We start from the raw sequence: 25,805 nt of genomic DNA on the forward strand, positions 1-25,805 counted from the left end.
CCACTATTGAGGGCTTTTTTCAATAACTTCTATAAAATGTTTAAGAATTCCAGCAGTTAAGCCCCAAATAACTCGATCTTCATAATAATAGAAGCATTCATCCATTCCCCTTATCTGCCATTGGTAGTTTTCGCCACCAATAATATCGTTGAATGGAAAGTTTTCTTCAGGCTCTACACGAAATTTTAATTTAAAAATTTGCGGTGGATTTGACAGAAAAAATGACAAAGGCACAGTAAATACTTCTCCAACTTCATCGGGATTCGGACGAATCTCATCAGGGTTGTTAATCACACCTACAAATGGATAAATAATCGTTCCAAAGGGTGAGACAAAATAATCCAGTGGGCTTACCTCTGTAATATCATTCTCTTTTAATCCTAATTCCTCCATTGTTTCTCTTATTGCAGTATGCTTTTCATCTTTATCAGTAGGATCCATTTTTCCACCGGGGAAGCAAATTTCACCTGGTTGCCTTCTTAGTTGGCTTGAACGAACCTCAAAAAGGATATGAGCTTCATTATCTTTTTTAATTATAGGAAGAAGAATGGAAAAGCGTTTAAATTCACCAAGACCTAATATGGAGGGAGTTCGATTTTTGACGACATTGACAAGTTTATCGATTTCCATAGTTCACCTCATATTATTGTTATTGCTTTAAACCTTTAAAAGCAGAAATAAATTCAATCGGATCTTCTTTTATATTATAGGAGAAAACTCCTTGATTTGTGTGGAGATATAAAAAGCTTGTTCGGTAGGAAACATCATACACATGGTCTAGTTGAAATTCATTTGCGGAAGAAAGGATTCTGTCTTCGAACAATCGCAGCTGATGCTGTGTTTCGATATATTTTTGTTCATTCCACTCAATTTTTCTTTGAATAATAATATATGGATGGGATGCAATAAACTTCACAGATTCTCTCCTTTCTATTACTATATTGTACCAGAAAATAACCATCAAAGTATTCCCAATAATATGATATGAAAAAACCACAGTGATTTGTAAACACTGTGGTTGTCATTCTTATTGTTGTACTAATTCCTTTTCTAAGGCTTGTAAACGTTCTGCTACTTCTTCCTCAGATAAGCCATTTTCTTCAATATAACGATTGCGTGGATGAACACGACATTCGTGTGTACAGCTTCTTAAATATTTATGCTCATTTTCTTCTGTGCAGAGAATTTGCTTATTACATTCAGGGTTTGCACAGTTTACATAGCGTTCACATGGTTCACCAGTAAAATGATCTTTCCCCACAATTACATGCTCCTTATGATTTACTGGAACAGCAATTCTTTCATCGAATACATACAATTGACCATCCCAAAGGTCACCCTGTACCTCAGGATCTTTTCCGTATGTTGCAATTCCGCCATGAAGCTGGCCAACATCGTCGAAGCCTTCTCTCACTAACCATCCAGAGAATTTTTCACAACGAATTCCACCAGTACAGTATGTTAAAATCTTTTTACCTTCAAGCATGTCTTTGTTTTCTCGTACCCACTGAGGTAGATCGCGGAAAGTTTCAACGTCAGGTCTAATTGCACCCCTGAAATGTCCTAAATCAAATTCATAGGTATTTCTAGCATCTAGAATAACAGTATTTTGATCCTGCATTTTTTCAAAAAATTCTTTTGGACTTAAGTAATTACCTGTTAATTCAAGTGGATTAATATCGTCCTCAAGGCTTAAGTTCACAAGCTCTGGACGAGGTCTAACATGCATTTTCTTAAATGCATGTCCATCTGCTTCATCAATTTTAAAAACAATGGTTTCAAAGCGAGGATCTCTTCTCATTTCTTCCATATACTTGTCAGTTTGTTCAATTGTACCAGAAACCGTTCCGTTAATTCCTTCAGTTGCTACTAAAATACGACCTTTTAAACCGATCTCTTTACAGAAAGCAAGATGCTCTGCAGCAAATTCAGTTGGATTTTCAATTGTTACATACTGATAGTAAAGTAATACTCGATAAGGTTTTGTTTCTTTCATTATTTTTCGACCACCTATCATTGATATTTGCAAGATATGAATGTGTTTAGGATCGAATTACACTTTTCTCTTACATCAGTGTATTTTATCAAATCATTTAATACTAAATCAACTATTTATACCTTCCTTATATTGTAAAGTCGATTTTTTTCTACAATAATCTATCAATTTTTGTCAATTGATATATAATAAACTTGTTAAACTTTTTAAATGGGGGTTTCAAACATGAGTTTACCTAAAGCATTAACGATTGCAGGTTCTGATAGTAGTGGTGGAGCTGGTCTCCAAGCCGATATAAAAACTTTCCAAGAATATGGAGTTTATGGCATGTCTGCCTTAACTGTAATTGTTGCAATGGACCCGAATAATCGTTGGAATCACCAAGTATTTCCGGTTGACGTCAATATCATTAAGGCACAATTAGCGACAATCCTTGATGGCATTGGTGTGGTTGCTGCGAAAACTGGAATGCTTCCAACTGTCGATATTATTGAAATTGCTGCTGATGCGGCAAAAAAACATAATCTACAAAAATTTGTTGTAGACCCTGTAATGGTTTGTAAGGGAGAAGATGAAGTGCTGTTCCCAGACCATGCCGTTGCACTCAGAGAACTACTTACTCCACTTGCAACAGTCATTACGCCAAATTTATTTGAAGCAGGTCAATTAAGTGGAATCGGTTCTATTACAACAGTTGATCAAATGAAAGAAGCTGCTGTGAAAATTCATGACCTTGGTGCAAAATATGTACTCGTTAAAGGTGGCGGAAAGCTAAAACATGATAAAGCTGTAGACGTTTTATATGACGGAAAAGATCTTGAGCTCCTTGAAGGAGACCGTTTTGAAACAACATTTACGCATGGTGCCGGCTGCACATCTTCAGCTGCAATTGCTGCTGGACTTGCAAAAGGATTAGATGTTAAGGAAGCGATATATGAAGCGAAGAAATTCATCACAGCTGCCATTCGTCATTCCTTCCAACTGAATGAATATGTTGGCCCAACTAATCATGCTGCAAGCAGAATATACGGTGATAATTAAGCTGTAGGTATTTCTACAGCTTTTTTCATCTTAGGCAACCGGAAAAGCTTAATGCTTCCGTCTATCGGCGACAAGCATAAGACGAGCGCTGACAGAAGGTGCCTTTACCTTCCGAAGCGATTGGCTAGACCATAGAGCCCATGGCGCCTGTAGCTAGACATTCCAAAAACCTGCCTAGACGGATTTTATATATGATGGTAATATTGTGTTTATCATAGAATAATAGATATTAACTTGTAAAAAGCCATAGGTAAGGAGTGTGTAAAAATGCCTAGGATTAACAAAGATATCATTAAATTTTTACGCAAAAGAAACAACATGACCCAACGTGATTTTGCTAAAGCTGTAAATTGCAGCTTTGCGCTAATTGCCCTTGTTGAAGTTGGCAAACGCAGAATTACGAGCAACCTTGAAACGAAAATCAAAGAGTCTTTTAACTTAGATGATCAACAAATATCATCCCTTGCATCCATCGTTCAAGAAGTAGCAAAAGGCGTACATCCTTATATGTGAATAGGAAAAGAAAAAGCAATTGGACATGTGCTCCAATTGCTTTTTTATTGAATTCTTGTAAATCCATATTCCTCGAATAAGCTTATGGCTTTCTCACTTGATAAAAACTCATAAAATAATGTTGCTTCATTTAAATGCTTTGACGATTTTACGACCCCCATTGGATAAATAATCGCTGAATGGTATGTAGAATCCACACTCGTTATAACTTTAATTTGATCCGAAACTTGCGTATCGGTTTTATAAACAAATCCGGCATCAACACTCCCTGTTTCCACATATGTAAGTACTTGCCGAACATCCTTAGCAAAAACGATCTCAGTATTACTTTCAAGACTATTCCACAATCCCATACTATCCAGTGCTTCTCTTGCATATTTTCCTGCAGGTACTGACTCAGGTATACCAATTGATATCCGCTCAGCTTTCGTTGATAAATCTTCCACAGACGATATGTCTTTTTCATTTTCTATTGGTGCAACCAAGACAATCTCATTTCCGATTAGATGCTGATGGAGGGTAAGACCAATTTGTCCATCATCGACTAATGCATCGAATTTTTCAATTGAAGCTGATAAAAATAAATCTACCGGTGCTCCTTGTGAAATTTGCTGGGCAAGTGCACCTGATGCTCCAAAATTAAAGGAAATATCAATTGTAGAATATTCTTCTTCAAAGCTTTTCTTTAATTCCTGGAGAACATTCTGCATGCTTGCTGCAGCAGATACTGTTAATTCAACGTTTTTATTATTTTCATTTTCTTTAAGAGAACCACATCCGTTTAAAACTAAAACTGAAATAAGTAAAAAAATAAACCTATACATAAAACACCTTCCCTTAGCTAGTATAACTAAATGGAAGGTGTTTTTAAATAATTAAAGATTCAATAATTCAACGTGCTTGCCGATGTGGCTAACAAGACCTTGACGGTACTCATCTTCTCTTTCGTTCAATGTATGGAAGAATTCATCCTTAAAAATAAAGCTTCCGTCTTCATCCTTTGCTGTTAATAATAAACCGTAAGTTACGTGAATAACTTGTCTTGCTGCATCATTATTCATATATTCATGAAGATCAGCATCCGTAACCGTATCAAGTGGAACAATCGTACTCATATCTGGTGTAATATGATAATACTTTAGTGCTTCATCTAGATGTTCTAGTGCATATGCATGCATTCTTCTGTATAGGTCAGGTTTTACCTTCGCAATTACGCGAACAGCTTCAAGCCAGTTTGTTCCAGCTGTTTTTACATGAAGGACACCGTTTGTATATTTCGCGATAATTGGAAACGCTGTAAATTTATCACTACCTGAGTGGATACTTAGTTTATAACCAAAGTATTCTGCAATTAACGCATGTTCGCGTAATTCTTTTTCAAATTGTTCAATATCCCCAATATAGTCGATTCCTTTTTGGAATTCACCACAGAATCTCGGAGCAAGGCTTGTTACAGCCACACCACGTTTTTGAAGTTCATTTGCTACAAAGAAATGCGCTGCTGGTGATGTAACTGTTTCCGTTTCATCAATTGAAATTTCAAAATCAATATCACGATCACACTTTTCAATATATGAGTCATGAATATGAACCATATAATCTAAAGCCTTTCCGTATAGCAAGGCAAATTTCTTTACTATTTTTTCTTCAAATACAATGTCTAAACCATTTACGTTGAAGGTTTGATTTAAATATAGACCATTATAGTGATTCTTGGTTTCTTCTGGGAGGCTGTCAAATTCAGCACTGATTTCATCTGCTGTCAGGCCTTCTACACGGTTTTGAATATGGTCTGAGCAATCTAGTGTTAGCATTGACATACCAAGTGACAATGCCATTTTAATATCTTCCTCTTCTTTTAAGTGGTCGCCATCCGCACCAAAGCCATCTTTATAACCTTCCTGGAAAACAGCAAAGCTAGCGGCATCAATAATATCATTCATTGTACGATTTGTTAATGTTAATTCACGAATACTTTGTTGAGCAAGAATTGGCTTCACATTATGATTGCGAACGGTTTCAATATGTCCCGGAGAAGCAAGACCTAGACGGTCACCAAGACCCATAGTTGCAACTTTCGTACCAAAAGCTCTAGGTACAGTATATTCAAAATAATGATTTAACACGAGTCGGTTTTTATGTGTTAACGGACAAGCTTTTCCATTTTCCCCAATAAGTGTCCCCTCTAAATCATCAAAAAGTGCTCCCACTCCTTTTGCAATAATCCATTTTTGTTCGTTATCCCTTACCATGACAAGGCTTACATTTTCGTGACTAGTGATAGACTTTTCATATACTTTGACCTGATCAAATTTAACCGCTACGCTACCTTTATTAAATTCTTCAACCAGCTGTTTTAAATGTTCCATGGATATAGCCTCCTAAAATTATTGCCATTCTATTAAAATAATATCTTAATATAGTAGACTTGTTAATAGAAAAATTAATTATTTCATAAATAAAACTTTGAAAAGTTTTTTTGTTTTTTCTATGTTTTGAGAATTGACAAGCACACCCATTACCATATCAGAATCATCAATTGCTTCACTAAATAACGGTATTGCTGATACATCGATTCCTGTAGTTTGATGCTTGGAATCAAAAAATAATAATTTTTCATCAATCGGAAGATTCCCATCTACCAATTCATTTTGACTGTAAAAATATTGATCGTGATTCATCATCTCAAACTGTTTTTTATCAATAAACAAAACATCCAGTGCTCCAGTTGAGATTTCCCCAGTGACCTTTTGCAAAGCAGCCATAACCATACTAAAATCTGCGGCATCTGGAGCATATGGGATGACCTGAATCGACACTTCATGTGTTTTTCTTTCCTCGTCCGAAAGAATTTCTTCATTAAGTTTTTGAGCGATTTTATTTAACTCATTCGAATCTACTAAATCCCCTAATACGAAAATGGATAGTGCAGACTCTTTTTTTTCTGAATGGTCATTTACTAAAAAGACAGTAACAATGATTACGAGTAGAAACGCAAATAAATAATACTTATAATACTCCCAAAGATACTGTACTTTTTCTTTTGTACTCATTTCAGCAACTAGTTCTTTGACCCTTCCTTTTTCCCTCAAAGCTATACGTCCCTTCACCAAGATGTGTATTTTAGGGAAAATTACCCTATATTAAGCATTTTCATATTTTTCTTTTAAAAATGCAATACTATCATCTATAAAAGGTTCTGTCGTGCTTTCTAAAAGAAATTGAATGTACGGTTTTTTCGGCTTAATTAATTCCATGACCAAATCATAGTTTAATAGCCCTTTACCTGGAGGAGCAAATTTCAGCTTTCCTTCCTCAATCACAAAATCTTTGCAATGAACAATGATGATTCGATCTCCAAAAAGGTCGATTGCTTCCTTGATAATATCATCCTGTTGATTGTAATTATCCACTGTTAATAAATTGACCGGGTCGAAGATGATTTGTAGATTATTTGAATTTACTTCATCCAATAATTGTTTTAAAAGTTTTGGGTTATATACAGGGTGATTGACTCCCGCTTCTATCCCCACAATCACACCGAATCTTTCCGCTTCCTGAACAAGCTCTTTCACACTTTCGACTACATCTAAAAAAGGTTTTTCTTGAAAATTATCTACCGTAAATCCCATTTTTGCATGGATATTTCCTGTTTCAGTTCCTATCACAGTACAACCAAAATCCCTAGCAAAACGGATATGTTCCTTAAAACGGTCTAATACCTTTCGTCTTTCCTCAAGATCAGGGTGAATCATGTTTATATAACAGCCAAGTACGGCTATTTCGATGTTTTTTTGTTGAAAAGCCTTGCCGATAAATTTACCTAAGCCAGGAGAAAGGCTTCCCAAACTCGTATTAAGATCTGGAAATGATTTTGCCAATGCTAATTGAACAGATGTTAATCCTTTATCCGCAATCATTTGAACTAATTCATCCAAGGAGCTCGCTTTTACATCATGAGCTCGAATTCCTAGATTAATCATAAGAGCACCTCGCTTCTTTTACGTACACGGCTAAATCTGAAATATTTTCTTTTATTTCTTTGGCAATAATACTGGCAAACTTATGTGCTCCATCCTCCCGAAAATGTGTGTCATCACAGATTCCATCAGGATAATTGGGATGTTCACCAGGTTCAAACCAAAGAAATAAGTCTTTACTCATTTCTGGTCCTAGAGATTCATATAATTGTTTGGATTTATTCCATAAATCAATGAGTGTTACTTGTTGTTCATTTGCTAGATCTATCATCGATTCTGGGTACTCTCCTAAACTGTTAACGATCCTTCCATTGTCATTAAAGGTCCTTCGATGCATAGAGGTTACTAAAACAGGGATAGCGTTTTTCTGCCTTGCTCCATCAATATATTGATTTAAATAAAATGGGTAGGATGAGTTTCGTTCCGTTCTTCGGTGATCCTGTTTTTGGTCGTTATGTCCGAATTGTATGAAGAGGTAATCATTCGGTTGGATTTCATTCAGGATTGTTTCCAGTCTTTTTTCATCAATGAAGCTTTTTGAGCTCCTGCCGCCAACCGCGAGATTGTGAATGATAACATTGTCAAGAAAATAGTGATGAAGCACCTGCCCCCATCCAGCTCTTGGCTCTTCATTCGGAGGACAATCGGATACTGTTGAATCTCCGGCTATATAAATATGAATATTTTTCATTATGATACCTTCAATCTATCGAAAGCTTGGCTCGCTCTCGTCTGATTTTACTTCAGTTGTTCCGTTCACTTTTTCTTCAATTCTTGCAAAAACCTTTAAAGATAGCCACATGATAAGATAGGCCAGCATACTTGCACTTAAAAATGGTATAAGTGATGGAACATAGGTAAATCCAACATAAAGGATGATCATTCCTAAGACCATTGCAAACGTAACAAGAGGGTATGATAAGCCATACATGACAGCATGTTTCAAATAGGTTTTTATACTCCCGTTAAAGTGTACATAAATTGGAAAAATATATAGTAAAATCACAATATATACCGAACAAACCGCAATTAATGCGTACCTGACCACCATGTATACCGTGCTTGTGGTCGGAAGAAACACAAGATCAACATATAAAATATATCCAACTATGAAAAGGGACAGCCCTAGGAGGTTGGATTTTAGAAATTCCTTTTTATATACACTCCAAAATGTTGAGAAAACAGGAATATCCCCATCCCCCATAATCCACTTTCTTGTTACTGCAAATAGAGCGACTGTTGCAGGTACAAATCCTGCAATAACAAGGCCCAGTGCTGTAAATAGAAGCCATAGCAAGTTCAAATAAACTAAACGTGATATAGCGCCGCACCAACGATAAAATGGACTATCCAATCCTCCTAGCATATGTTTTGTCCCCTTTCTGAATTCTTATATTTGACCTTGATAGTTTGTTAATAATTGTTCAATCGAGATTGGTTTGTGTTCACGGGCGGACTTCCAAACCGCTTCTCCTAGTGCAATCGAATACGCTCCTGCTTCTGCACCTGCTAATATTTCATAATGGCGTCGTGGATCAATTCCCTGATATAAATCGTGAATTAATACGGGATCCCCGCCACCATGACCACCAGCTGTTTTTACAACATGAATGATTTCCTTAGAGCCAAACAACGGATAGAAATCGATTGTTTGTTCAGGCACTTCAAAAGGAACCCTATTTGGTGCATGGAATTCTTGTGTTTCAATCCTTCCCTTCGTTCCATTGATGGCTAAGCGATACCCTTCAAATGGAGTTGAGAAATTTATTGAATAGCTTAAGAGAGCACCTTTGTTATATTTTACTGTCGCTGTATACGTATCCTCAATGTTAATCTCGGAATCAAAAATACAAGCATCAGGACGGTAATTGGTATAGTTATTTTCCTTATGTTCACCCATGTTTAAGTGATCATCTTCGACAGTCTCAGTAAATTCACGAGGGTTCCATCTAACATAATAATCACAATTGTCTCTCACATGACAGGTACCACAGTATCTGTTATCTGTTGATGGATCAGGGTTAAGCTCCCCATTGGGTCCATAATAATGCAGGGCTCCATGAGCAAAAACCTCTTCTGGATATTGATCAATCCACCAATTCACCAAATCAAAATGATGTGTTGATTTGTGGATGGAAAGCCCACCTGAAAATTCTCGTTTTCGATTCCAACGCTTGAAGTAACTTGAACCATGATAGGTATCGATGTACCAATTCAAATCTACTGAAGTCACTCTGCCAATTTTGCCTTCTAAAACAAGCTCTTTAATTTTTCGATGGTATGGACTGTAGCGATAATTAAACGCTACAGTCACTTTACCTTTACTCACTTTTTCTGCCTCAATCACTCTTACAGCATCGATAGCAGTTGTAACCATCGGCTTTTCTGTGATAACATCCACATCATGTTCGAGTGCCTTTAAAATATAATCAATATGTGTATTGTCACGGCTGGCAATGATGATACAATCCGGCTTCGTTTCCTTAATCATTTGATCAATTTGATCAGGTTGATATGAAGGGGTTTCTGCCAGGTTTGGAAATTTTTCCTTACATAGTTCAATACGATATTCATCGCTATCTAATAAACCAACAATCTTACTTTGCTTTGCGAATTTTTCTACTAACGGTGGAATAAACATTTTAAGTGCTCTGTTACTTAATCCACAAACAGCATATCTCTTCATGTATTACTTAACCCCCGAATGTACAGCAGTTAATTTCTCCATTTCCATACTAGCCATGATAAATGCGCCTGCACCATGTAAGTCATTATGGCTTCGCTCACGATTTATATAATAATCATAAACTCCAATAGAAGTACCGATTACAATGTCATCAATAATAAGGTTACCCTCTTCAGTTTCTTGAATTTTATGTTCGAGTAATCCTTCATACGCCTTAATAGCATTTGCAGTAAATTCTTCACTCACATATTTTTTTGAAACAGCTTTTGCTATTGTATATACAAATAAACTAGAAGCAGAAGTTTCAAGCCAATTGTCTTCAAGGTCACCTTTATCAATGATTTGGTACCATAAACCAGTCTTTTCATCCTGATAATTCACAATATCGCGAACATAATCTTGAATAAATGTGATCCAGTCTTCCTTGTGCGGATGATTCTCTGGTAAAATATCAATCATGTCAATAACAGCTAATCCATACCAACCAAGAGCACGCCCCCAAATTTCTGGAGCTTTTCCATCTGGTCGAGCCCATGGCTGAACACTCTTTTCATCCCAGCCATGATAATATAAGCCAGTTGCCTCACTCTTTGTGTACTTACGCATTAATTTTTCCTGATGGATAACCATATCGATTAATCCAGGCTCATTGAAAGCTTCTGCGTAATGTAGCGCAAATGGTCCACCCATATATAAACCATCTAGCCACATTTGATATGGATACTTATCCTTATGCCAAAATCCACCTTCACTTGTAAGGTTTAATGTTGTAAAAATATTGCGTAAGCGACGAGCCGCTGTTTCATATTTTTTAAGACCAGTAGCTTTATATAGCGGGAATAATAATAATCCTGCTTGAATCGAGTCTAGTTCATCTCTAGCAAATAATAAATTCCCGTTTTCATCGATATTATGATCAACATATGCCTTTAAATAATCAAAATACTTTTCTTCTCCTGTTTTGTTATAAACTAAATCCATTCCACATAAAAAGACGCCTTGGTGATAATGCCAGCGTCCACCTGGTGGGAGCTCTTCAGGAGTAAATTTTTCCATGAGCGTATCGCATGTTTTTTTTGCAAAATATAAAGGTGATTTTTCAATTTTTGTGTTATTCAAGAATAAACACCCTTTCCTAAAGTCATATTTTATGGAAATTGAAAACGGTAACAATTCTCCTGACTTCATGATAGTATAATTATATAATAATAACTATAATCATTTAATTTACTTTCAAATAGGACCTTAATCCCTTGGGTTTATAAGAAGTATTCTAATAATATGAACACAATGTGACATAATGATTATTCAATTTATATGAAACTACATCTATAATGAAAAGGCATTCAAATATTACAGGGATATTACAAAGTTATAATCATCCCCTCACATTTGATTAGATTTGGAGTGATCTCATGAAATTCAGGCTACCAGGAAGTTTCTTTCATAGAATGATTTTATTTGTAAGTATATTAGCCATTATACCGGTCATCATTGTAGGTATATTTTCGTTCATTCGTTCTACCTCTGTTGTAGAAAATTATGTCGCCAAAGAAAAAGAGCATAGCGTGTACCAAATCCAAACAAACGTCGAGCAGGTTATTAAGTCAGTTGATCAGTCCTTAACTCAATTAGCATCCTCATCTAAAATAATTGAATCATTAAGGGAACCACTGACAACGAGGCAATTCCAGCTTTATAACCAGTTAAGAGACGACCTTAGTCACCAGCAAACATTTGATACTCGTCTAACAGATGTTGCACTTATTAGTCTCGAGAACAACTGGCTTGTTAATAATTATGGGTTGCAACGACTTTCTGAACCTCAGCTTCAGGTAATGTCAGATCGCTACCTTTCCCTTAAGACAAGCTCTGTTTGGCTATTAGAGGAAAATACAAAAGAACCATTGTACAAAAAGGTTGCTTCCCGTGCATGCGGCTATAATTTAAATTTAATTAAGAAAATCCCAATCATCTCGTCTAACACAACAGGGATGATTATCGCAAATATACCAACCTGTAGTTTTCGCGATATTTTAACGAAGGACAATTCGTTAGAAACATTTTACATTCTAGACAAAAATGAAAACGTTGTCCTTCACAATGATACCGAAAAAATTGGACAAGCCTTTGAATATGTTGACGTCTTAACTGAAAACACTTCTCTTGAAAACGATACAGGTCAGTTTACCATTACATCTGACAATACGGATTATCTATTTACCTATCGGAAATCGTTTTACAATGGTTGGATTTATGTTTCAATTGTGGAGCTAAGCGAGTTAACTGCACAATCAATGTCGATTGGATGGCTGACTCTTGCTATCACTTTGTTAATTGCAGGAATTTCTTTGTTAGTGGCGCTATTTGGAAGTAGAATTATCTATCAACCTATTAAACAATTACAGAATGTTATTTTACATTCCATTACCAATAAAGAAGAGCGAAAAGATAAGAACGAATTCGACTTTATAGAACACCATGTTAAAGACATGATGAAGCAAAATGATATTTTGGAAAAATCATTGCAAAACCAAATTAATCAGCTGAAACAATTTTTCATGCACCGGCTCTTAACGGGTAAGGTAACTGAAGAAGAGCTCGAAGGTAGAATGCAATATTATGGCTATAATTTAGACTATAAATGGATAAGTGTTCTAACAATTCAAATCGACAGTTTTGAGGGAACTTCGTACAAAGCAAAAGAAGAAGATGTTCTATTATTTGTTATCAATGGTCTCGTTGAAGAACTAATCCCAAGTAATGAAAGAATGACGCCAATCGTTAATAAACAAACTCAAGTTACCTTATTATTGAGCAATATTGAATCAAAAATTGAATTTAATCAGTATGTAAATAAAATTGCTGAAAAAGTCCAGAAAAAGATTAATGAAGAATACAGTGTTCCTGTAAGTATTGGGGTAAGTGAACCATTTAAAGATGTTTTAGAGACAAGAACAGGCTATAAAGAAAGTCTTGAGGCCCTTAAATACACCCTTAAATTTGGTACTGAATCGATTATCTTCTTTGAAAATCTTGAAATTGGAAAAGGGTTACACACCTATTTCCCTAAACGAATCGAAAATGAACTATTCGATTCAATCAAGGTTAATGATAAAGAGAAAGTATATAACTTGCTTGACGAATTAATTGATGAAATCTTCTCTGAGGATTTAAACCATGTTCAATATCAAATTTCATTAGTCCGATTTTTAAGTGATTTAATTGAGTTAATGCATACATTAGCGATTAACGTTCTGGACTTAGAGGATAACCGTTCGATTTTTGAAGCCATTTATCAACAGAAATCAAGAGAAAATGTAAAGGAATGGTTTATAACAGTCGTGATTGATCCTCTTCTTCAAAAAATTGAGGATCGTGCTGAGTCACAATATAAGTCCATTTCTGAAAACATTGTTCATATTATCCATGAGGAATTTGAATCGAACATTACCCTAGATATGATTGCGAATCGCCTTCATTATAATCCGAACTATCTTAGCAGTATTTTTAGAAAAGAAATGAATATTTCATTTAGTGAATATTTATCCATGTATCGTATCAATATGGCGAAAAAATGGCTTATTGAAACGGATATCTCAGTAAAAGATATCTCAGATAAACTGAACTTTAATAACTCCCAGAACTTTATTCGCTCCTTTAAGAAAATCGAAGGAACGACACCTGGTAAATACCGTGAATCTGTGAGAGCTAATTAGTTTAGCGAAGAACGCCGATATTAAAAAGGAGATATACTCATGCAAAGACTAATAGTCTCTCAAAATGGAGATGGAGATTTTACAACCATCCAAGCCGCGATTGATGCGGTTCGGGTCTTTCCATTGGAGCCTGTGAAAATTGTTGTTAAAGAAGGTATATATGATGAAATCATTACAGTCCCTGAAAACAAACCCAATCTTACCATCACAGGTGCTGGTGAAAACAAAACAATTATTGTGGGAAGTAAATACGCTCGGATGAAAAATAAGAACGGCACTGAAATCGGAACATTTGAAACGGCTGTTTTTCATGCATTTGCTGACCACTTTCAATTGGAACATCTTACAATTCAAAATGCTGCTGGCTATGGTGCTGAGATTGGCCAGGCACTTGCACTGTATGTAGCAGGTGACAAATGTATATTTAAGCATGTAAGTCTACTAGGAAATCAAGATACCTTATACACTTCTAAGGGCAGACATTATTTTTCTCACTGTTTTATAGAAGGACATGTTGATTTCATCTTTGGTTCGGGTATTGCAGTATTCGAAGTTTGTACGATTCATAGCTTGCGTAAAGGCTATATAACTGCAGCCTCTACTCCGGAGGAAAACGAGTTTGGCTTTTGTTTCAAAAACTGTAAATTGACTGGAGCAGAAGAAGCTACAGAAGTTTATTTAGGTCGCCCATGGCGTCCATACGCTCAAACAATATTTATCAGTACGTGGATGGGTAAGCATATCCATCCACAAGGTTGGGATAATTGGAGAAATGAAGAAAATGAAAAAACAGCTCGGTATTTTGAATTTGGTAGTACTGGACCTGGAAGTGAAACCACTGGGAGGGTTAACTGGGCAAAACCATTAACCAAAGAGCAAGCTGCCAAATACACATTAGAAAATATCTTCCATGCGAAAGATAAATGGTTACCAAAATAAGCTCCTTTTTTATTTGCGGTACATGCTTACTGCTTTTTAGTCAGGGCATGTTCCGCTAAGCACTTCTTGCAGTACATACTTGCTGCTTTTTAGCCAGAGCATGTAACGCTAAACACGTCTTGCGGTACACGCTTGCTGCTTTTTGGCCAGAGCATGTAACGCTAAACACGTCTTGCGGTACATGCTTGCTGCTTTTTGGCCAGGGCATGTTCCGCTAAACACGTCTTGCGGTACATGCTTGCTGCTTTTTGACCAGGGCATGTAACGCTAAACACGTCTTGCGGTACATGATTGCTGCTTTTTAGCCAGGGCATGTACCGCTAAACAAGTCTTGCGGTACATGCTTGCTGCTTTTTGGCCAGAGCATGTAACGCTAAACACGTCTTGCGGTACATGCTTGCTGATTTTTAGCCAGAGTATGTAACGCTAAACACCTCTTGCGGTACATCATCCTTCAATCTAAACCGGAGTACTCAAAGTAATCAAAGTCAGCAAAGTTTACTGACTCAACACCATTAGAACTCGCGTACATTCCCATATAAACTCCGGTAAATCCACCAGCAACATCCGTACTTAAAAGTCTGCCATCCACATTTTCCTTAAGGATTTTCCACTTTTCCGGTTCTTCTGCAAAGTAAAAATGATAGGACTGGCCATATGCCTCCACTTTAAGAAAGACAATTTGATGTTGATATGGTGTCACAGCGAGGATTTCTTCAATGCCTGCTTCTCTTTTTACTAATCGCATCTCAGACTGTGTGTATTCTACACGATAGTGAAATTCAGTATTTTGCAGTAGGACTAAGCCTGCAACCTCATGTCTATTATTTGGCGAAAATTCCATTTTTGTTCGTGCTGCAAAATTGATATGACATTGTCTACGTCCAATAAAAGCAGGATTAACAGCTTCTGTTATGGTTTCAGGCTTTAATCGTAAGCGTAAATAACCTGGCCGTTCCTTTAATGACCAAAAATCACCTCTTGGTGTACGAATAAAATTCCATTGCATCTCTAATTCTGGATTATCAAAATGATCACAGGCAGGCTCGGATGGCCATCTTTTCTCGTCTAAATTAGGTTTGGACCCTTCGAGTTCAACAATACCTTTACCTGGATTGACAACTGGCCACCCCTCTTCCCATTTAAGCGGAACAAGAAATGATTCCCTGCCTAGATTGCGATACTCACCACCGTATGGACGTGAGCCTAAACAAACCATCCACCATTCGCCATTGCTCGTTTCAACAAGATCCCCATGCCCCACATTCGTTATCGGATAATCCCTTCCTAAATGTCGATGCGTTAGAATTGGATTTGTTTTGGCACCTTCATAAGGACCCGTTATCGATTCACTGCGAGCAACAGTGATTGAATGGGTAAAACCTGTGCCACCTTCTGCAATTAACAAATAATACATGCCGTCCACTTTATAGATGTGAGGTGCTTCTTGAGCATGAACATACTTTAATGCCCCGTCCCAAAGACTATATTTTTCACCAGTCAATTGCTTTGTCTCTAAGTCTAATTCCTGCAGCCAAATTTCCATATGTTTTGGGTACATCTGACCACCCGGCGGCCGGCGATTTGCCGTAACATATACTCTCCCGTCATCATCGAAAAATAAGGATGTATCAATACCGGGGCAGTCGTCTAACCAATATGGGTCAGACCATGGACCTTCAGGGTTCTCTGCTGTTACAAAGAAATTTCTTCTCGCACCCGTCTGACTTTCCACAAAGGTTGTAATGACATAAAAGATTCCCTTATGATATCGAATGGTTGCCGCATAGATCCCTTTTGAATTTGGTGTCCCGTCTAGGTTTAATTGGCTTGGTCTCGTGAGCACATGTCCGATTTGTCGCCAGTTTACTAAGTCCTTGCTCTGAAAAATCGGAATCCCTGGAAAGTATACAAAGGTGGAAGTAACTAAATAATAATCATCTGCGACCCGACAAATCGATGGATCCGGATAAAATCCCGGAATAATAGGATTTTTAAAAGTAGACATTCGCTTCTCCCCTTTTAGTTATGAACCGAAAAATAGTCGAATTCTGCATATCCTTTACTATTTTCATACTCGCTGTTATAACAATAGATTCCGATTTGAGCCCCAACCCATTTACCTGGGGTAGCTTCAAATACCTCGTCTACCTTTTGAAAGGTGACTCCATCTTCACTATAACTAAAGCTGCAATTCGCTCCTTCCTCTACCTCAACCCGTAATGTTAGCTCACGTCCATCCAATTTCCCAACACACACTTCATTTTGTAACGTTTCCTCATCCCCAGTGATATAAAACAAACTAAGCTGCTCTTCAACTTTCCTTACCGCAATAGAGGCGTATTGTCTTCCTAATACGATTAGTCCAGTTTGGTCATACTTCGTTTCAGAAGTAAATCTAAGTTTTGTTGTCACTTTAAAGGTTTCGGCGGGAAATTTTTGTGTCAATATATTTGGGATATGGTAAAGATTTGTTTCACCGGGATGTCCAATTGCGTGTAATCGAAGCATTTGCTCCTTTAATTCATACCAATGGGGTTTACGATTTGCTTGCCATTGCCATTGAAGCCCTAATTGACCTGAACTAAAATCATCACTCATATCAGGAACAATAATCTCTGAAACCACTTTTGATTTTGGCTTTTCCCATTTGAGTACTGGTTCACCGATTCCTTGTTTATTTTGATTATGACCCATTACTGGCCAATCATTTTCCCACTCCATGGGCTGAAGATGAACAATTCGTCCATAAGCCCCCTTATCTTGAAAATGAAGAAACCATGATTCTCCGGTTTCTGTCTCGACCCATCCGCCTTGATGCGGGCCATTTATATACGTATTTCCTTGATGTAAAACGATTTTATCTTCATAAGGGCCAAATATATTTTTTGAACGAAGAATGGTTTGCCACCCTGTTGCAACCCCTCCGGCAGGTGCAAAAATATAATAATACCCGTTACGTTTGTATAATTTTGGTCCTTCAATTGTTGGATGAGCCTCGTTACCGTCAAACACATGAATTCCTTCGTCTAACAGCTCTGTTCCATCCTGCTTCATACGACTAATATGTAATATGCTTTTAAATCCAATTCTGCTTTTTGCAAAAGCACTTACAAGATAGGCCTGACCATCATCATCCCAAAATGGACACGTATCAATCCAGCCTTTTACTTTCTTCACTAAATGAAGGGGTGTCCATTCTCCTGCTGGGTCTTCAGCTGTACTCATAAAAATCCCTTCGTCCGGTGCACCAAAAAACACCCAAAACCTTCCCTCATGATAGCGAAGACTTGGTGCCCAAACTCCATCGCCATGACGTGGGTTATCGTAGCTCTCAAATGGTAATGTATCCGCAACATGATTGATAATTTTCCAGTTCACAAGATCAGTAGAATGTAACACTGGCAAACAAGGTGACATATGAAAGCTTGATGAAACCATATAATAGTCCTTGCCAACACGAATAACGTCAGGGTCCGAGTAATCTGCATGTAAAATTGGATTTTGAAACATCCCATTTTCTAAATCAGCTTGCCAAACATTACCAACAGCGAGACTTCTCTTAGCTTCCATCATATATTTGTTCAACTCCAAACGAGTTATTTGATTGTTGTTTTACATTTTTCCATGATTAAAAATAGAAGATAACCACTCGAAGGATTGGTCACCACATATTTCATGGCCACCTTCAAATAAGTGCCAATTTACAAGGTGTTCAACATTACGCTTAGAATAGATGCCGTTAATATGTTCAATAGCTTTTTCTGTCTCTTTTACAGGAAAGAGATGGTCCATTTTTCCTGACTCAATAAATAATGGTCGTGGCACCAATAAGGCGATTAATTCAGGCATCTCCGCGTACTGCAATATCCCCGGTACATAATTGTCTAAACAATGTCTTCTGTTCATAATGCTTTCTTTGAATGTGTTGGTATAGCCAGATATGACGGTTGCCTGAATACGTTTATCAAGAATGGATGTAAAGGCGGCAACAAGTCCGCCTCCCGAAATTCCCATACACCCGATTCGAGAAGAATCAATTTGCTCATATTCTTCCATAAAATCTAATACTCTTTGACACTCAAAAACACGAAGCCCTGCAAGCGTCTTTCCATAAAGGAGCAATAGACTTGCCAACGAATAACAAGAATTATCAGATGGAGATTGGCGCTTATCGTTTGAGTAGGATCGTTCTCCAAACCCAATTAATTCTGGAGCTATCACGATAAATCCACGTTTCACAAGCTCGATTGCAAAGTCTTTATGTAAGCCTGGATCGCCTTTTCGGCCATTGCCAGACGGATCAAGACCCACAATATCTTTGTTTCCATAGCCATGACCATGCAAGGCTAGAATCGCTGGAGCTTTTTTTCCCTCTAGATTATTAGGAATTAAGACATACATCTGTAACTTCAAACTTGGTAGTGTCGTAATCTCGATACTATACCTAGTATATTGGTCAAACACCATTTGCTTATTTATTGTAGGTTGAAGTGGTACATCACTTTTAAAAGTCCCAATTAACTCTTGAAATTTTGAAGTTAATGACGTTTGCCATTTATCATCATAGGTTTTCGGGTTGCTTTTTACTGTCTCCTGATATAATTCATCTAAAAATGGATGGGTCACCCACATGTTAATCCCCCCACATTAATAAATACGGTTTTAAACATTGCTAGGCTCGTCTATTCGCAAATAATGTGGACTTGCCATTTGTGTTGCATTGCCATCAATATTTCTATTTTCGACTTGGTTTAAAACAACAACGGGTGTGGTATCATGTTGGTTTCTCATTGAAAAATGATCAATATTTACATACTCACTATCCTCAATTTGCAGTCCCGCTCCTTGACGAGTTTCTACACGTACATGGTGGATATCTAAATTTGAAATATACTTTCCGAAAATTCCCGCTCCCGCCATTACTAATTCTTCCTGAACCATATCTGGTTCTCCTCCCTTTTCACTTGGGTCAGGGGTCATTTCAATAGTACAATGATGGATGGAAATATCGTTAATTGGCTTTTCAGGCAGACCGTAAATAAAACCTGCAGCTGCTCTACAATTTTTCGCTGTAATATTACTAATTTGGATATGTTCAATTTCTGGTGTTTTTTCAGTGATTGGCTGTGCATCAAGACTATTCACTGCCGGGTCTTTTTCATTCACGCCATGGCGATAAAATGAATTAATTGCAATTGGACATAATACATCTTCCATATAAATATTGTTCACCAGGATATTTTTCACATAGCCGCCACGTTCACGGTTTGTTTTTATACGTACCCCACGGTCTGTTCCAATAAATGTGCAGTTCGAAATCGTTACATTTTTAATTCCACCGGACATCTCACTTCCGAGAACGATTCCACCATGTCCATGGTGCATGGTACAGTTTGTGACAACCACATTTTCTGTTGGCTTCCCTACTCTTCTTCCGTCTTCATTAATCCCTGATTTTAAAACGAGACAGTCATCTCCAACAGCAAAGTGGCAATCTGAAACGCGCACATTCGAACAAGAATCAACATCAAATCCGTCACCATTTGGAGTGTCTGCTGGATTTTCAAAGGTGACATTATGAACGGTAACATGGTCGCAATAAACGAGATGTGTATTCCAAAATGGTGAATTCTTTAAAGTGACACCGTCTATTGTGACATGCTTACAATTGAGCAATTGTAATAATGGTGGACGTAAAAATTGTGAATCCCATTCAACTAGATTGGTTTCAATGGGCTCCATGAAATCTTGATTTAGTTTGGCAATTCGTTCGGTCGTTTTTGAAGAGTAGGCAGTACTATTTTTACGAAGCTCTCTATTAATCAACCACCATGCTTTCCCTTGCCCATCAAAGGACCCCTCTCCTTTAATTGCAACATTGTGAAGATTTTCTCCAAAAATTAGTGGAGAATACCCATAGCACTCATATCCAGACCAACGTGTTTTAACGGGTTGGTAGCGATCAAATTCATCAAAAAACCTGATTGTTGCACCTGCTTCTAAGTAAAGAGTGATATTGCTTTTTAATACGATTGGTCCTGTTAAATACGTTCCAGCTGGAACAAAGACAGTTCCCCCTCCATTTTCAGCAGCTTGTTTTATTGCCTGAGCAAAAATCTCCGTATGATCCGTACTGTTGTCTCCAATTGCTCCTAATTGTGTGATGTCTAAAAAAGCCATTCTAATCCCTCCAAAAAATCAAATGCGCCTCAGCGTATTTGCGCCCAGACTTTGGGCCCACAGGAAGTGGGTCATAAAGACGTTGCCACAGGATGTGGCGTTTTTAGTCTTTGATCTTACTGCTCGAAAAGTTTCCTTTTAAAATCTGTGGCATCCGCCGAAGGCTATAACATTATTCAGTCGCAGTTTGGCTGAATAATGTTATTTGCTATTTCTCTTGTAATCTATTTTCAACGAGTTCATAAAACTGATCAGAGCCTTTTATCGGGCTTGCTGATTTCCCAGCTAATTTGTGCAATTGCAATCTGATCAAGGTAGCTTGCGTGCCGGCATTCATATCCCCTTCGTATAAACCTTTGCCTAAATGAACGGCAACCGGCATATCTGGATAAAACTCATCAGATTTAACCTGTGCAACATTTGGTGCAGTCGGTGAATGGCCAATTTCTCTTGAAAAACCGCCATCTGGTCGTTTTAGTTTTTCGATATTATCAACCGTAATTTGTATAATCTCTTCAAGTTCGTGTTTGGGAATTTCTAGATTGATATAGGATAATAAATCAATCGGATTCCTGATGTAGCACATATCCTTGGCTATTTCGGTTCGTAAACAGTGAAGAATGCTTTGATACATCTTTTCCACTCGCGGCATTGGTAACCCGAACTTATGGTAGAACGTATGAAGCTTAAAGGTCCCTGAGATTCGGACATACATGCTGCCTTCACCCCAAAGACCTGTTTGTGGATCTTGAATGCTTTCTAAGTACTTTGCAGCAATTTGAATCATTTTTTCCTGTTTCTCTTGGTCCATCTGTCCGATATACATACAAGAAGATGCTAATAAGTCACAACCACGCCAACTATTCACTAAACTAATCCTTTTCCATTTCTTTACGTATTCTTCTTCTGTATTTACGTAATGTGGTGCTTGATTAAGTTCAACAGGTGATGGATATAAAGGTGAACCACCTAAACGGGATAATGAGTTTACTGAATAATTGAAGGCTCTGCTGACCATTACTTCGTCATCTTTCATGTGTGGATTTTCATCTAGGAAAAATCCTGTATCTGAGTCTTGCTTATCTTTGAAAAAAGAAATAAATTTTGCCCGTAATTCTACGGGCATTTTAGTAAGTAATTCATTTCGCGATAAAATGTTTAAGGCTTGGGCAGTTGATTCGATGTCAGGTGTAAAGGAGCTATCAGATACAGAGCTTCTTGCATAATAGAAACCGCCTGTAGTCGGATCATATTGACCTGCCAGCCATTCAAAAAAACCATCAAATAGAGAATCTAATTTCTCAAAAGAATTGGTTAAATCCATCTGCAGCTCACCTTCATATTGTATTTTTTATATAATCCTATTAAACTACTCCTTCATTGAGCCAAGCATAGCTCCCTTTGTGAAGTATTTTTGTAGGAACGGATATACCATTAATACAGGGATTGTTGCGACAACAATGACTGCCATCTTAATAGTAATATCTGGCGGTGGAATATTTGTAAATTCAGAGCTATCGTAGCTAAGACCACTCGCAAGTACAACAATTTGTCTTAATAAAACTTGGATTGGCCATTTTGCTGCATCATTGATATATAGAATTGCATGCATATATGTGTTCCAGTAGGCTACTGCATAGAATAACGATACAGTTGCTAAGGCTGGCTTTGAAATTGGCATAACAATTCTAAATAAAACCCCAAAGTCGTTACAGCCATCAATTTTCGCTGACTCGATTAGTCCTTCTGGTAATCCCATAATGAAACTTCGTAAAATAATCATATTAAAGACATTGATTGTAACTGGCACGATTAATGCCGCATAGCTATCAAGTAAACCCGTGTTTTTAACAATTAAGAAGGTAGGAATCATTCCACCGCTAAATAACATGGTGAATACGAATAAGAACAAGATTTGTCTTCTACCGATTAAGTCTTTACGTGATAACCCATACGCTGTTAGTAGTGTAATGAACATACTCCATAATGTACCGATAAGTGTTACACCAATTGAAACGAATAATGCCCTAAAAATTGTATTTGTTGAGAAAATATATTTATAGGCATCTAAACTAAATACAGTTGGAAATAAGACAAAACGTTTATCCGCTAACTCTGCACTCGTAGTGAACGAGGCTGCGATAACATGGATGAATGGCAGCACCATTGTAAGTGCTATCAAAATAAGCAATAAGTAATTCCCATAACGAAAGATGCGACTTCCAATCTGTTTTTCTCCAACCATACTTTCACTCCCCTTCTTATCTTAATAGATACCTTCTTCTCCAAATTTCTTAGCCATTCTGTTAGCAAAGACCACAAGGATTAAACCAACAAGCCCTTTAAATAAGCCAACTGCTGTACTATAGCTGTATTGACCTTGTAATAATCCAGTTACATATACATACGTATCAAAAATTTCTGCAACACTACGGTTGGATGCATTTAGTAATAGATATACATGCTCGAAACCAAGCTCTAACACATCACCAATTTTTAGGATAAGTAAGACAATGATAACTGGACGGATTGCAGGTATTGTAATATGCCAAATTTGACGTAATTTACTTGCTCCATCCATTTTCGCTGCTTCATATAACCCAGGGTCTACCCCAGAAATAGCCGCTAAGTAAATGATGGTTCCCCAACCAGCACTTTGCCACACAACTTGTGTGATATAAATAGGTCTAAACCAATCGGAGTTCATGAGGAAGTTAACTTTACTTAAGCCCAAACTTACTAGTAGTTCATTGATTAATCCACCGTCCATTGTTAATAGAACAAAGCTGATCGAAACAATAATTACCCAGCTCATGAAGTGTGGAATATAGATCAGTGACTGTATTGTTCTTTTAAAGAAAAGATTTTTAACTTCATTTAGCATTAATGCCAGAACGATCGGGATTGGAAACGCTATAAAAATATGCAATCCAAAAAGGACAAGTGTATTTCGTAATATCATCCAAAAATCTGAATCCGAGAACAAGCGAATAAAGTGTTCAAACCCTACCCATTCACTTCCTAAAATCCCTTGATATGGTTTGTAATTTTGAAATGAGATCACTAGACCAAGCATTGGAACATATTTGTAAATAAGTAAAAACAGTAAGCCTGGAAGGATCATCAAATATAATAGTTTATTTTTAAATATCCGCCTTTTTATTTCGGCTTTAAAGCTCCGTTGCAAATCATGATTAACAACTGTCTTTTGTGTCGTTAGATCTGTTTGGCTATTTTGTTCAATAACTGTTTCTGATTTCACTTTCATCATCCCTTTCATCTCTTATTTGCAATCGCTTATGTTTTCGCTTTTAAAGGTTTTTCAAAAGCAAATACAATAGGAGTTGTTCATGTTACCGATATGAATAAAACCTTATACATGTATTTTCTAAATTCTTTTACATATCGTAAATAATCAAAGTTTCATATACCGGCTAGAATGTGGTAGTTTAGGAGACTTTGTCCGCTTATCTTAGATTATGATTATATCGTCCACTTCTATTTTTCGTAAAAAATGATTGATTATTTGTAACCAAATATGGAATGAACCATTGTACTACCGCTAATCCAAAGAGTACAAATGGAATACTATCTGCTTCAATGCCATTTACAAAAGTTAAGAAAATGATTATCCCAAAACCTCTACCTAAATTAATAATCGTTTCTCGCAAAACAACTGCTTCTGTTCTAAAATTTGATTTTAATGGAAGCTGTCCAATCATGTTATAGTAAAAAGCTTCATATGAATTCCCTTGCAGAGGCTTAAAAATAGAATAAATGGACATAAACAAAATGACCGTTAAAGCTGATAAATCTGCAAGTAAAAAAACAGTGGATAAAGTAAAGCCTGCAGCTGAGAGCAGCAAATACTTTACAGTCCCTTCAGACTGCGCAAACCTTGAAATAAAATAACTTGAAATAATCGATAATGACAAGAAAACGATATTTAAATTAGCCACTGTCTGTTCTTTAAGAAAGATTTCATATAATAAAATAGATGGAATAAACGATAAAATTCCGTGCGGGAACCCTAAAATAAACCATCCAACCATAGATTTCTTAAACAATGGTTCCCTTTTTAAAATTAATGGGAGGTACTTCATGTAATAGGATGTATGATGGTTCTCCTCTTTTTTTAGCTTCATGCTTCCAATTGCTGCAATCGCAAACATGACGAAAGCTGCACCGAAGACAATCATATAACCTTGGAATCCTGAGTATAAACCGATGATAAACCCCGCAATAGCTGGTCCCGAAAGATTTGTACCATTCATGACAATCGTATTTAATCCTAAAACCCGAAGACGGTTTTGATCTGTTGAAACTTCATGGACAATTGTGAAATACCCTAACCAATATAAGGCCTGGGAAATACCTTTCATAATTGCAAAAATAAGATAAAATGTCACAATTTCTTCTTGGGCTATTAAAATAAAAAGATAAAAGAAAGCTGTAATAAAGATACCTAATCGATATGAGAGCAGCTTTCCTTTCCGTTTTGCGAATTTACCAATCGAGAATGTTGTAAAAGCCTGGGCAAGTAGCGCCACTAAATTGAAGACAGCATTTATAAATAAGCTGTTTGTTAATCTCCATAAATAGATATTGAGAAAGATTAAAGACATAGAATTTCCGAATTGGTAAATGGCATGGTTTACAAGGGAAATGACAGCCTGCTGATTTAATCTTCTCGCCTTGTCAATTTGGAACATAAGGACACATCCCTAATATAAAAAATGGTAATCATA

At 36.9% G+C, this 25,805-nt stretch carries 23 protein-coding genes; 4 read left to right on the forward strand and 19 right to left on the reverse strand.

Features of this window, described 5'->3' with window-relative positions:
- Positions 1-3: 3 nt before the first annotated feature.
- From V7112_RS02410 to trhO, 3 genes are all read right to left on the reverse strand, one after another.
- Positions 4-630: an NUDIX hydrolase gene (locus tag V7112_RS02410; RefSeq protein ID WP_335414888.1), complete on the reverse strand. Its 627-nt coding sequence runs from the start codon at positions 628-630 to the stop codon at positions 4-6.
- 19 nt (positions 631-649) lie between these two features.
- The gene (locus tag V7112_RS02415) at positions 650-916 is read right to left on the reverse strand and encodes a hypothetical protein (RefSeq protein WP_335414890.1); all 267 of its coding nucleotides are present in this window, start codon (positions 914-916) and stop codon (positions 650-652) included.
- Between the two features lie 111 nt (positions 917-1,027).
- Positions 1,028-1,996, reverse strand: a complete 969-nt coding sequence (trhO, locus tag V7112_RS02420) for an oxygen-dependent tRNA uridine(34) hydroxylase TrhO (protein ID WP_335414893.1) — start codon at positions 1,994-1,996, stop codon at positions 1,028-1,030.
- Between the two features lie 225 nt (positions 1,997-2,221).
- On the opposite strand from trhO, the gene V7112_RS02425 reads away from it, so the two are divergent.
- Positions 2,222-3,037, forward strand: a complete 816-nt coding sequence (locus tag V7112_RS02425; RefSeq protein ID WP_335414897.1) for a bifunctional hydroxymethylpyrimidine kinase/phosphomethylpyrimidine kinase — start codon at positions 2,222-2,224, stop codon at positions 3,035-3,037.
- 267 nt (positions 3,038-3,304) lie between these two features.
- Positions 3,305-3,550: a helix-turn-helix domain-containing protein gene (locus V7112_RS02430; RefSeq protein ID WP_335414899.1), complete on the forward strand. Its 246-nt coding sequence runs from the start codon at positions 3,305-3,307 to the stop codon at positions 3,548-3,550.
- 44 nt (positions 3,551-3,594) lie between these two features.
- Here V7112_RS02430 and modA read toward each other — a convergent pair whose 3' ends face one another.
- The 8 genes from modA to V7112_RS02470 all read right to left on the reverse strand — a co-directional run bounded on the left by modA (position 3,595) and on the right by V7112_RS02470 (position 11,335).
- Positions 3,595-4,374 (reverse strand): molybdate ABC transporter substrate-binding protein, encoded by a 780-nt coding sequence (modA, locus tag V7112_RS02435; RefSeq protein ID WP_335414902.1) that lies wholly within the window; start codon positions 4,372-4,374, stop codon positions 3,595-3,597.
- A 51-nt stretch (positions 4,375-4,425) separates the two neighbouring features.
- Positions 4,426-5,919, reverse strand: coding sequence for a tagaturonate epimerase family protein (locus tag V7112_RS02440; RefSeq protein WP_335414905.1), 1,494 nt, complete (start codon positions 5,917-5,919; stop codon positions 4,426-4,428).
- Between the two features lie 78 nt (positions 5,920-5,997).
- Complete coding sequence (locus tag V7112_RS02445; RefSeq protein WP_335414908.1) at positions 5,998-6,642, reverse strand: hypothetical protein; 645 nt, start codon at positions 6,640-6,642, stop codon at positions 5,998-6,000.
- Positions 6,643-6,693: 51 nt separating this feature from the next.
- Positions 6,694-7,533: a sugar phosphate isomerase/epimerase family protein gene (locus V7112_RS02450; protein ID WP_335414911.1), complete on the reverse strand. Its 840-nt coding sequence runs from the start codon at positions 7,531-7,533 to the stop codon at positions 6,694-6,696.
- A complete protein-coding gene (locus V7112_RS02455) occupies positions 7,526-8,224 on the reverse strand; it encodes a rhamnogalacturonan acetylesterase (RefSeq protein WP_335415355.1) in 699 nt (232 codons plus the stop codon). The genes V7112_RS02450 and V7112_RS02455 overlap by 8 nt, the downstream gene beginning before the upstream one ends.
- 12 nt (positions 8,225-8,236) lie before the next feature.
- Complete coding sequence (locus tag V7112_RS02460) at positions 8,237-8,896, reverse strand: YesL family protein (protein ID WP_335414914.1); 660 nt, start codon at positions 8,894-8,896, stop codon at positions 8,237-8,239.
- 24 nt (positions 8,897-8,920) lie between these two features.
- Positions 8,921-10,216 (reverse strand): Gfo/Idh/MocA family protein, encoded by a 1,296-nt coding sequence (locus V7112_RS02465; RefSeq protein ID WP_335414917.1) that lies wholly within the window; start codon positions 10,214-10,216, stop codon positions 8,921-8,923.
- A gap of 3 nt (positions 10,217-10,219) precedes the next feature.
- Entirely contained in the window at positions 10,220-11,335 is a 1,116-nt protein-coding gene (locus tag V7112_RS02470) for a glycoside hydrolase family 88/105 protein (protein WP_335414920.1), read from the reverse strand.
- A gap of 296 nt (positions 11,336-11,631) precedes the next feature.
- Between V7112_RS02470 and V7112_RS02475 the strand changes: the two genes are divergently transcribed.
- On the forward strand, positions 11,632-13,935 hold the full coding sequence (locus V7112_RS02475) for a helix-turn-helix domain-containing protein (protein ID WP_335414923.1): 2,304 nt from the start codon (positions 11,632-11,634) through the stop codon (positions 13,933-13,935).
- 39 nt (positions 13,936-13,974) lie between these two features.
- Complete coding sequence (locus tag V7112_RS02480; protein ID WP_335414924.1) at positions 13,975-14,874, forward strand: pectinesterase family protein; 900 nt, start codon at positions 13,975-13,977, stop codon at positions 14,872-14,874.
- Between the two features lie 454 nt (positions 14,875-15,328).
- Here V7112_RS02480 and V7112_RS02485 read toward each other — a convergent pair whose 3' ends face one another.
- From V7112_RS02485 to V7112_RS02520, 8 genes are all read right to left on the reverse strand, one after another.
- Positions 15,329-16,882, reverse strand: coding sequence for a glycoside hydrolase family 43 protein (locus tag V7112_RS02485; protein WP_335414929.1), 1,554 nt, complete (start codon positions 16,880-16,882; stop codon positions 15,329-15,331).
- Positions 16,883-16,896: 14 nt separating this feature from the next.
- The gene (locus V7112_RS02490; RefSeq protein WP_335414931.1) at positions 16,897-18,450 is read right to left on the reverse strand and encodes a glycoside hydrolase family 43 protein; all 1,554 of its coding nucleotides are present in this window, start codon (positions 18,448-18,450) and stop codon (positions 16,897-16,899) included.
- A 39-nt stretch (positions 18,451-18,489) separates the two neighbouring features.
- Positions 18,490-19,509, reverse strand: coding sequence for an alpha/beta hydrolase family protein (locus V7112_RS02495; RefSeq protein ID WP_335414935.1), 1,020 nt, complete (start codon positions 19,507-19,509; stop codon positions 18,490-18,492).
- Between the two features lie 30 nt (positions 19,510-19,539).
- The gene (locus V7112_RS02500; protein WP_335414940.1) at positions 19,540-21,057 is read right to left on the reverse strand and encodes a glycoside hydrolase family 28 protein; all 1,518 of its coding nucleotides are present in this window, start codon (positions 21,055-21,057) and stop codon (positions 19,540-19,542) included.
- 208 nt (positions 21,058-21,265) lie between these two features.
- Positions 21,266-22,381 carry a hypothetical protein gene (locus V7112_RS02505; RefSeq protein WP_335414942.1) on the reverse strand — a complete coding sequence of 372 codons (1,116 nt, stop codon included), beginning with the start codon at positions 22,379-22,381 and terminating at the stop codon, positions 21,266-21,268.
- Between the two features lie 45 nt (positions 22,382-22,426).
- Entirely contained in the window at positions 22,427-23,302 is an 876-nt protein-coding gene (locus tag V7112_RS02510) for a carbohydrate ABC transporter permease (protein ID WP_335414947.1), read from the reverse strand.
- Positions 23,303-23,323: 21 nt separating this feature from the next.
- Positions 23,324-24,337 carry an ABC transporter permease gene (locus V7112_RS02515; protein ID WP_335414950.1) on the reverse strand — a complete coding sequence of 338 codons (1,014 nt, stop codon included), beginning with the start codon at positions 24,335-24,337 and terminating at the stop codon, positions 23,324-23,326.
- 187 nt (positions 24,338-24,524) lie between these two features.
- A complete protein-coding gene (locus V7112_RS02520; RefSeq protein ID WP_335414953.1) occupies positions 24,525-25,769 on the reverse strand; it encodes an MFS transporter in 1,245 nt (414 codons plus the stop codon).
- Positions 25,770-25,805 lie beyond the last annotated feature (36 nt).

It is taken from the genome of Bacillus sp. JJ1566 (genome assembly GCF_036962685.1).
Lineage (GTDB): Bacteria > Bacillota > Bacilli > Bacillales > Bacillaceae_L > Ferdinandcohnia.

Coding starts and splice junctions, on each gene's coding strand:
- V7112_RS02410 (WP_335414888.1), bottom strand. CDS start 630: ATGGAAATCGATAAACTTGTCAATGTCGTCAAAAATCGAACTCCCTCC.
- trhO (WP_335414893.1), bottom strand. CDS start 1,996: ATGAAAGAAACAAAACCTTATCGAGTATTACTTTACTATCAGTATGTA.
- V7112_RS02425 (WP_335414897.1), top strand. CDS start 2,222: ATGAGTTTACCTAAAGCATTAACGATTGCAGGTTCTGATAGTAGTGGT.
- V7112_RS02430 (WP_335414899.1), top strand. CDS start 3,305: ATGCCTAGGATTAACAAAGATATCATTAAATTTTTACGCAAAAGAAAC.
- modA (WP_335414902.1), bottom strand. CDS start 4,374: ATGTATAGGTTTATTTTTTTACTTATTTCAGTTTTAGTTTTAAACGGA.
- V7112_RS02440 (WP_335414905.1), bottom strand. CDS start 5,919: ATGGAACATTTAAAACAGCTGGTTGAAGAATTTAATAAAGGTAGCGTA.
- V7112_RS02450 (WP_335414911.1), bottom strand. CDS start 7,533: ATGATTAATCTAGGAATTCGAGCTCATGATGTAAAAGCGAGCTCCTTG.
- V7112_RS02460 (WP_335414914.1), bottom strand. CDS start 8,896: ATGCTAGGAGGATTGGATAGTCCATTTTATCGTTGGTGCGGCGCTATA.
- V7112_RS02465 (WP_335414917.1), bottom strand. CDS start 10,216: ATGAAGAGATATGCTGTTTGTGGATTAAGTAACAGAGCACTTAAAATG.
- V7112_RS02475 (WP_335414923.1), top strand. CDS start 11,632: ATGAAATTCAGGCTACCAGGAAGTTTCTTTCATAGAATGATTTTATTT.
- V7112_RS02480 (WP_335414924.1), top strand. CDS start 13,975: ATGCAAAGACTAATAGTCTCTCAAAATGGAGATGGAGATTTTACAACC.
- V7112_RS02485 (WP_335414929.1), bottom strand. CDS start 16,882: ATGTCTACTTTTAAAAATCCTATTATTCCGGGATTTTATCCGGATCCA.
- V7112_RS02490 (WP_335414931.1), bottom strand. CDS start 18,450: ATGATGGAAGCTAAGAGAAGTCTCGCTGTTGGTAATGTTTGGCAAGCT.
- V7112_RS02495 (WP_335414935.1), bottom strand. CDS start 19,509: ATGTGGGTGACCCATCCATTTTTAGATGAATTATATCAGGAGACAGTA.
- V7112_RS02500 (WP_335414940.1), bottom strand. CDS start 21,057: ATGGCTTTTTTAGACATCACACAATTAGGAGCAATTGGAGACAACAGT.
- V7112_RS02505 (WP_335414942.1), bottom strand. CDS start 22,381: ATGGATTTAACCAATTCTTTTGAGAAATTAGATTCTCTATTTGATGGT.
- V7112_RS02510 (WP_335414947.1), bottom strand. CDS start 23,302: ATGGTTGGAGAAAAACAGATTGGAAGTCGCATCTTTCGTTATGGGAAT.
- V7112_RS02515 (WP_335414950.1), bottom strand. CDS start 24,337: ATGAAAGGGATGATGAAAGTGAAATCAGAAACAGTTATTGAACAAAAT.
- V7112_RS02520 (WP_335414953.1), bottom strand. CDS start 25,769: ATGTTCCAAATTGACAAGGCGAGAAGATTAAATCAGCAGGCTGTCATT.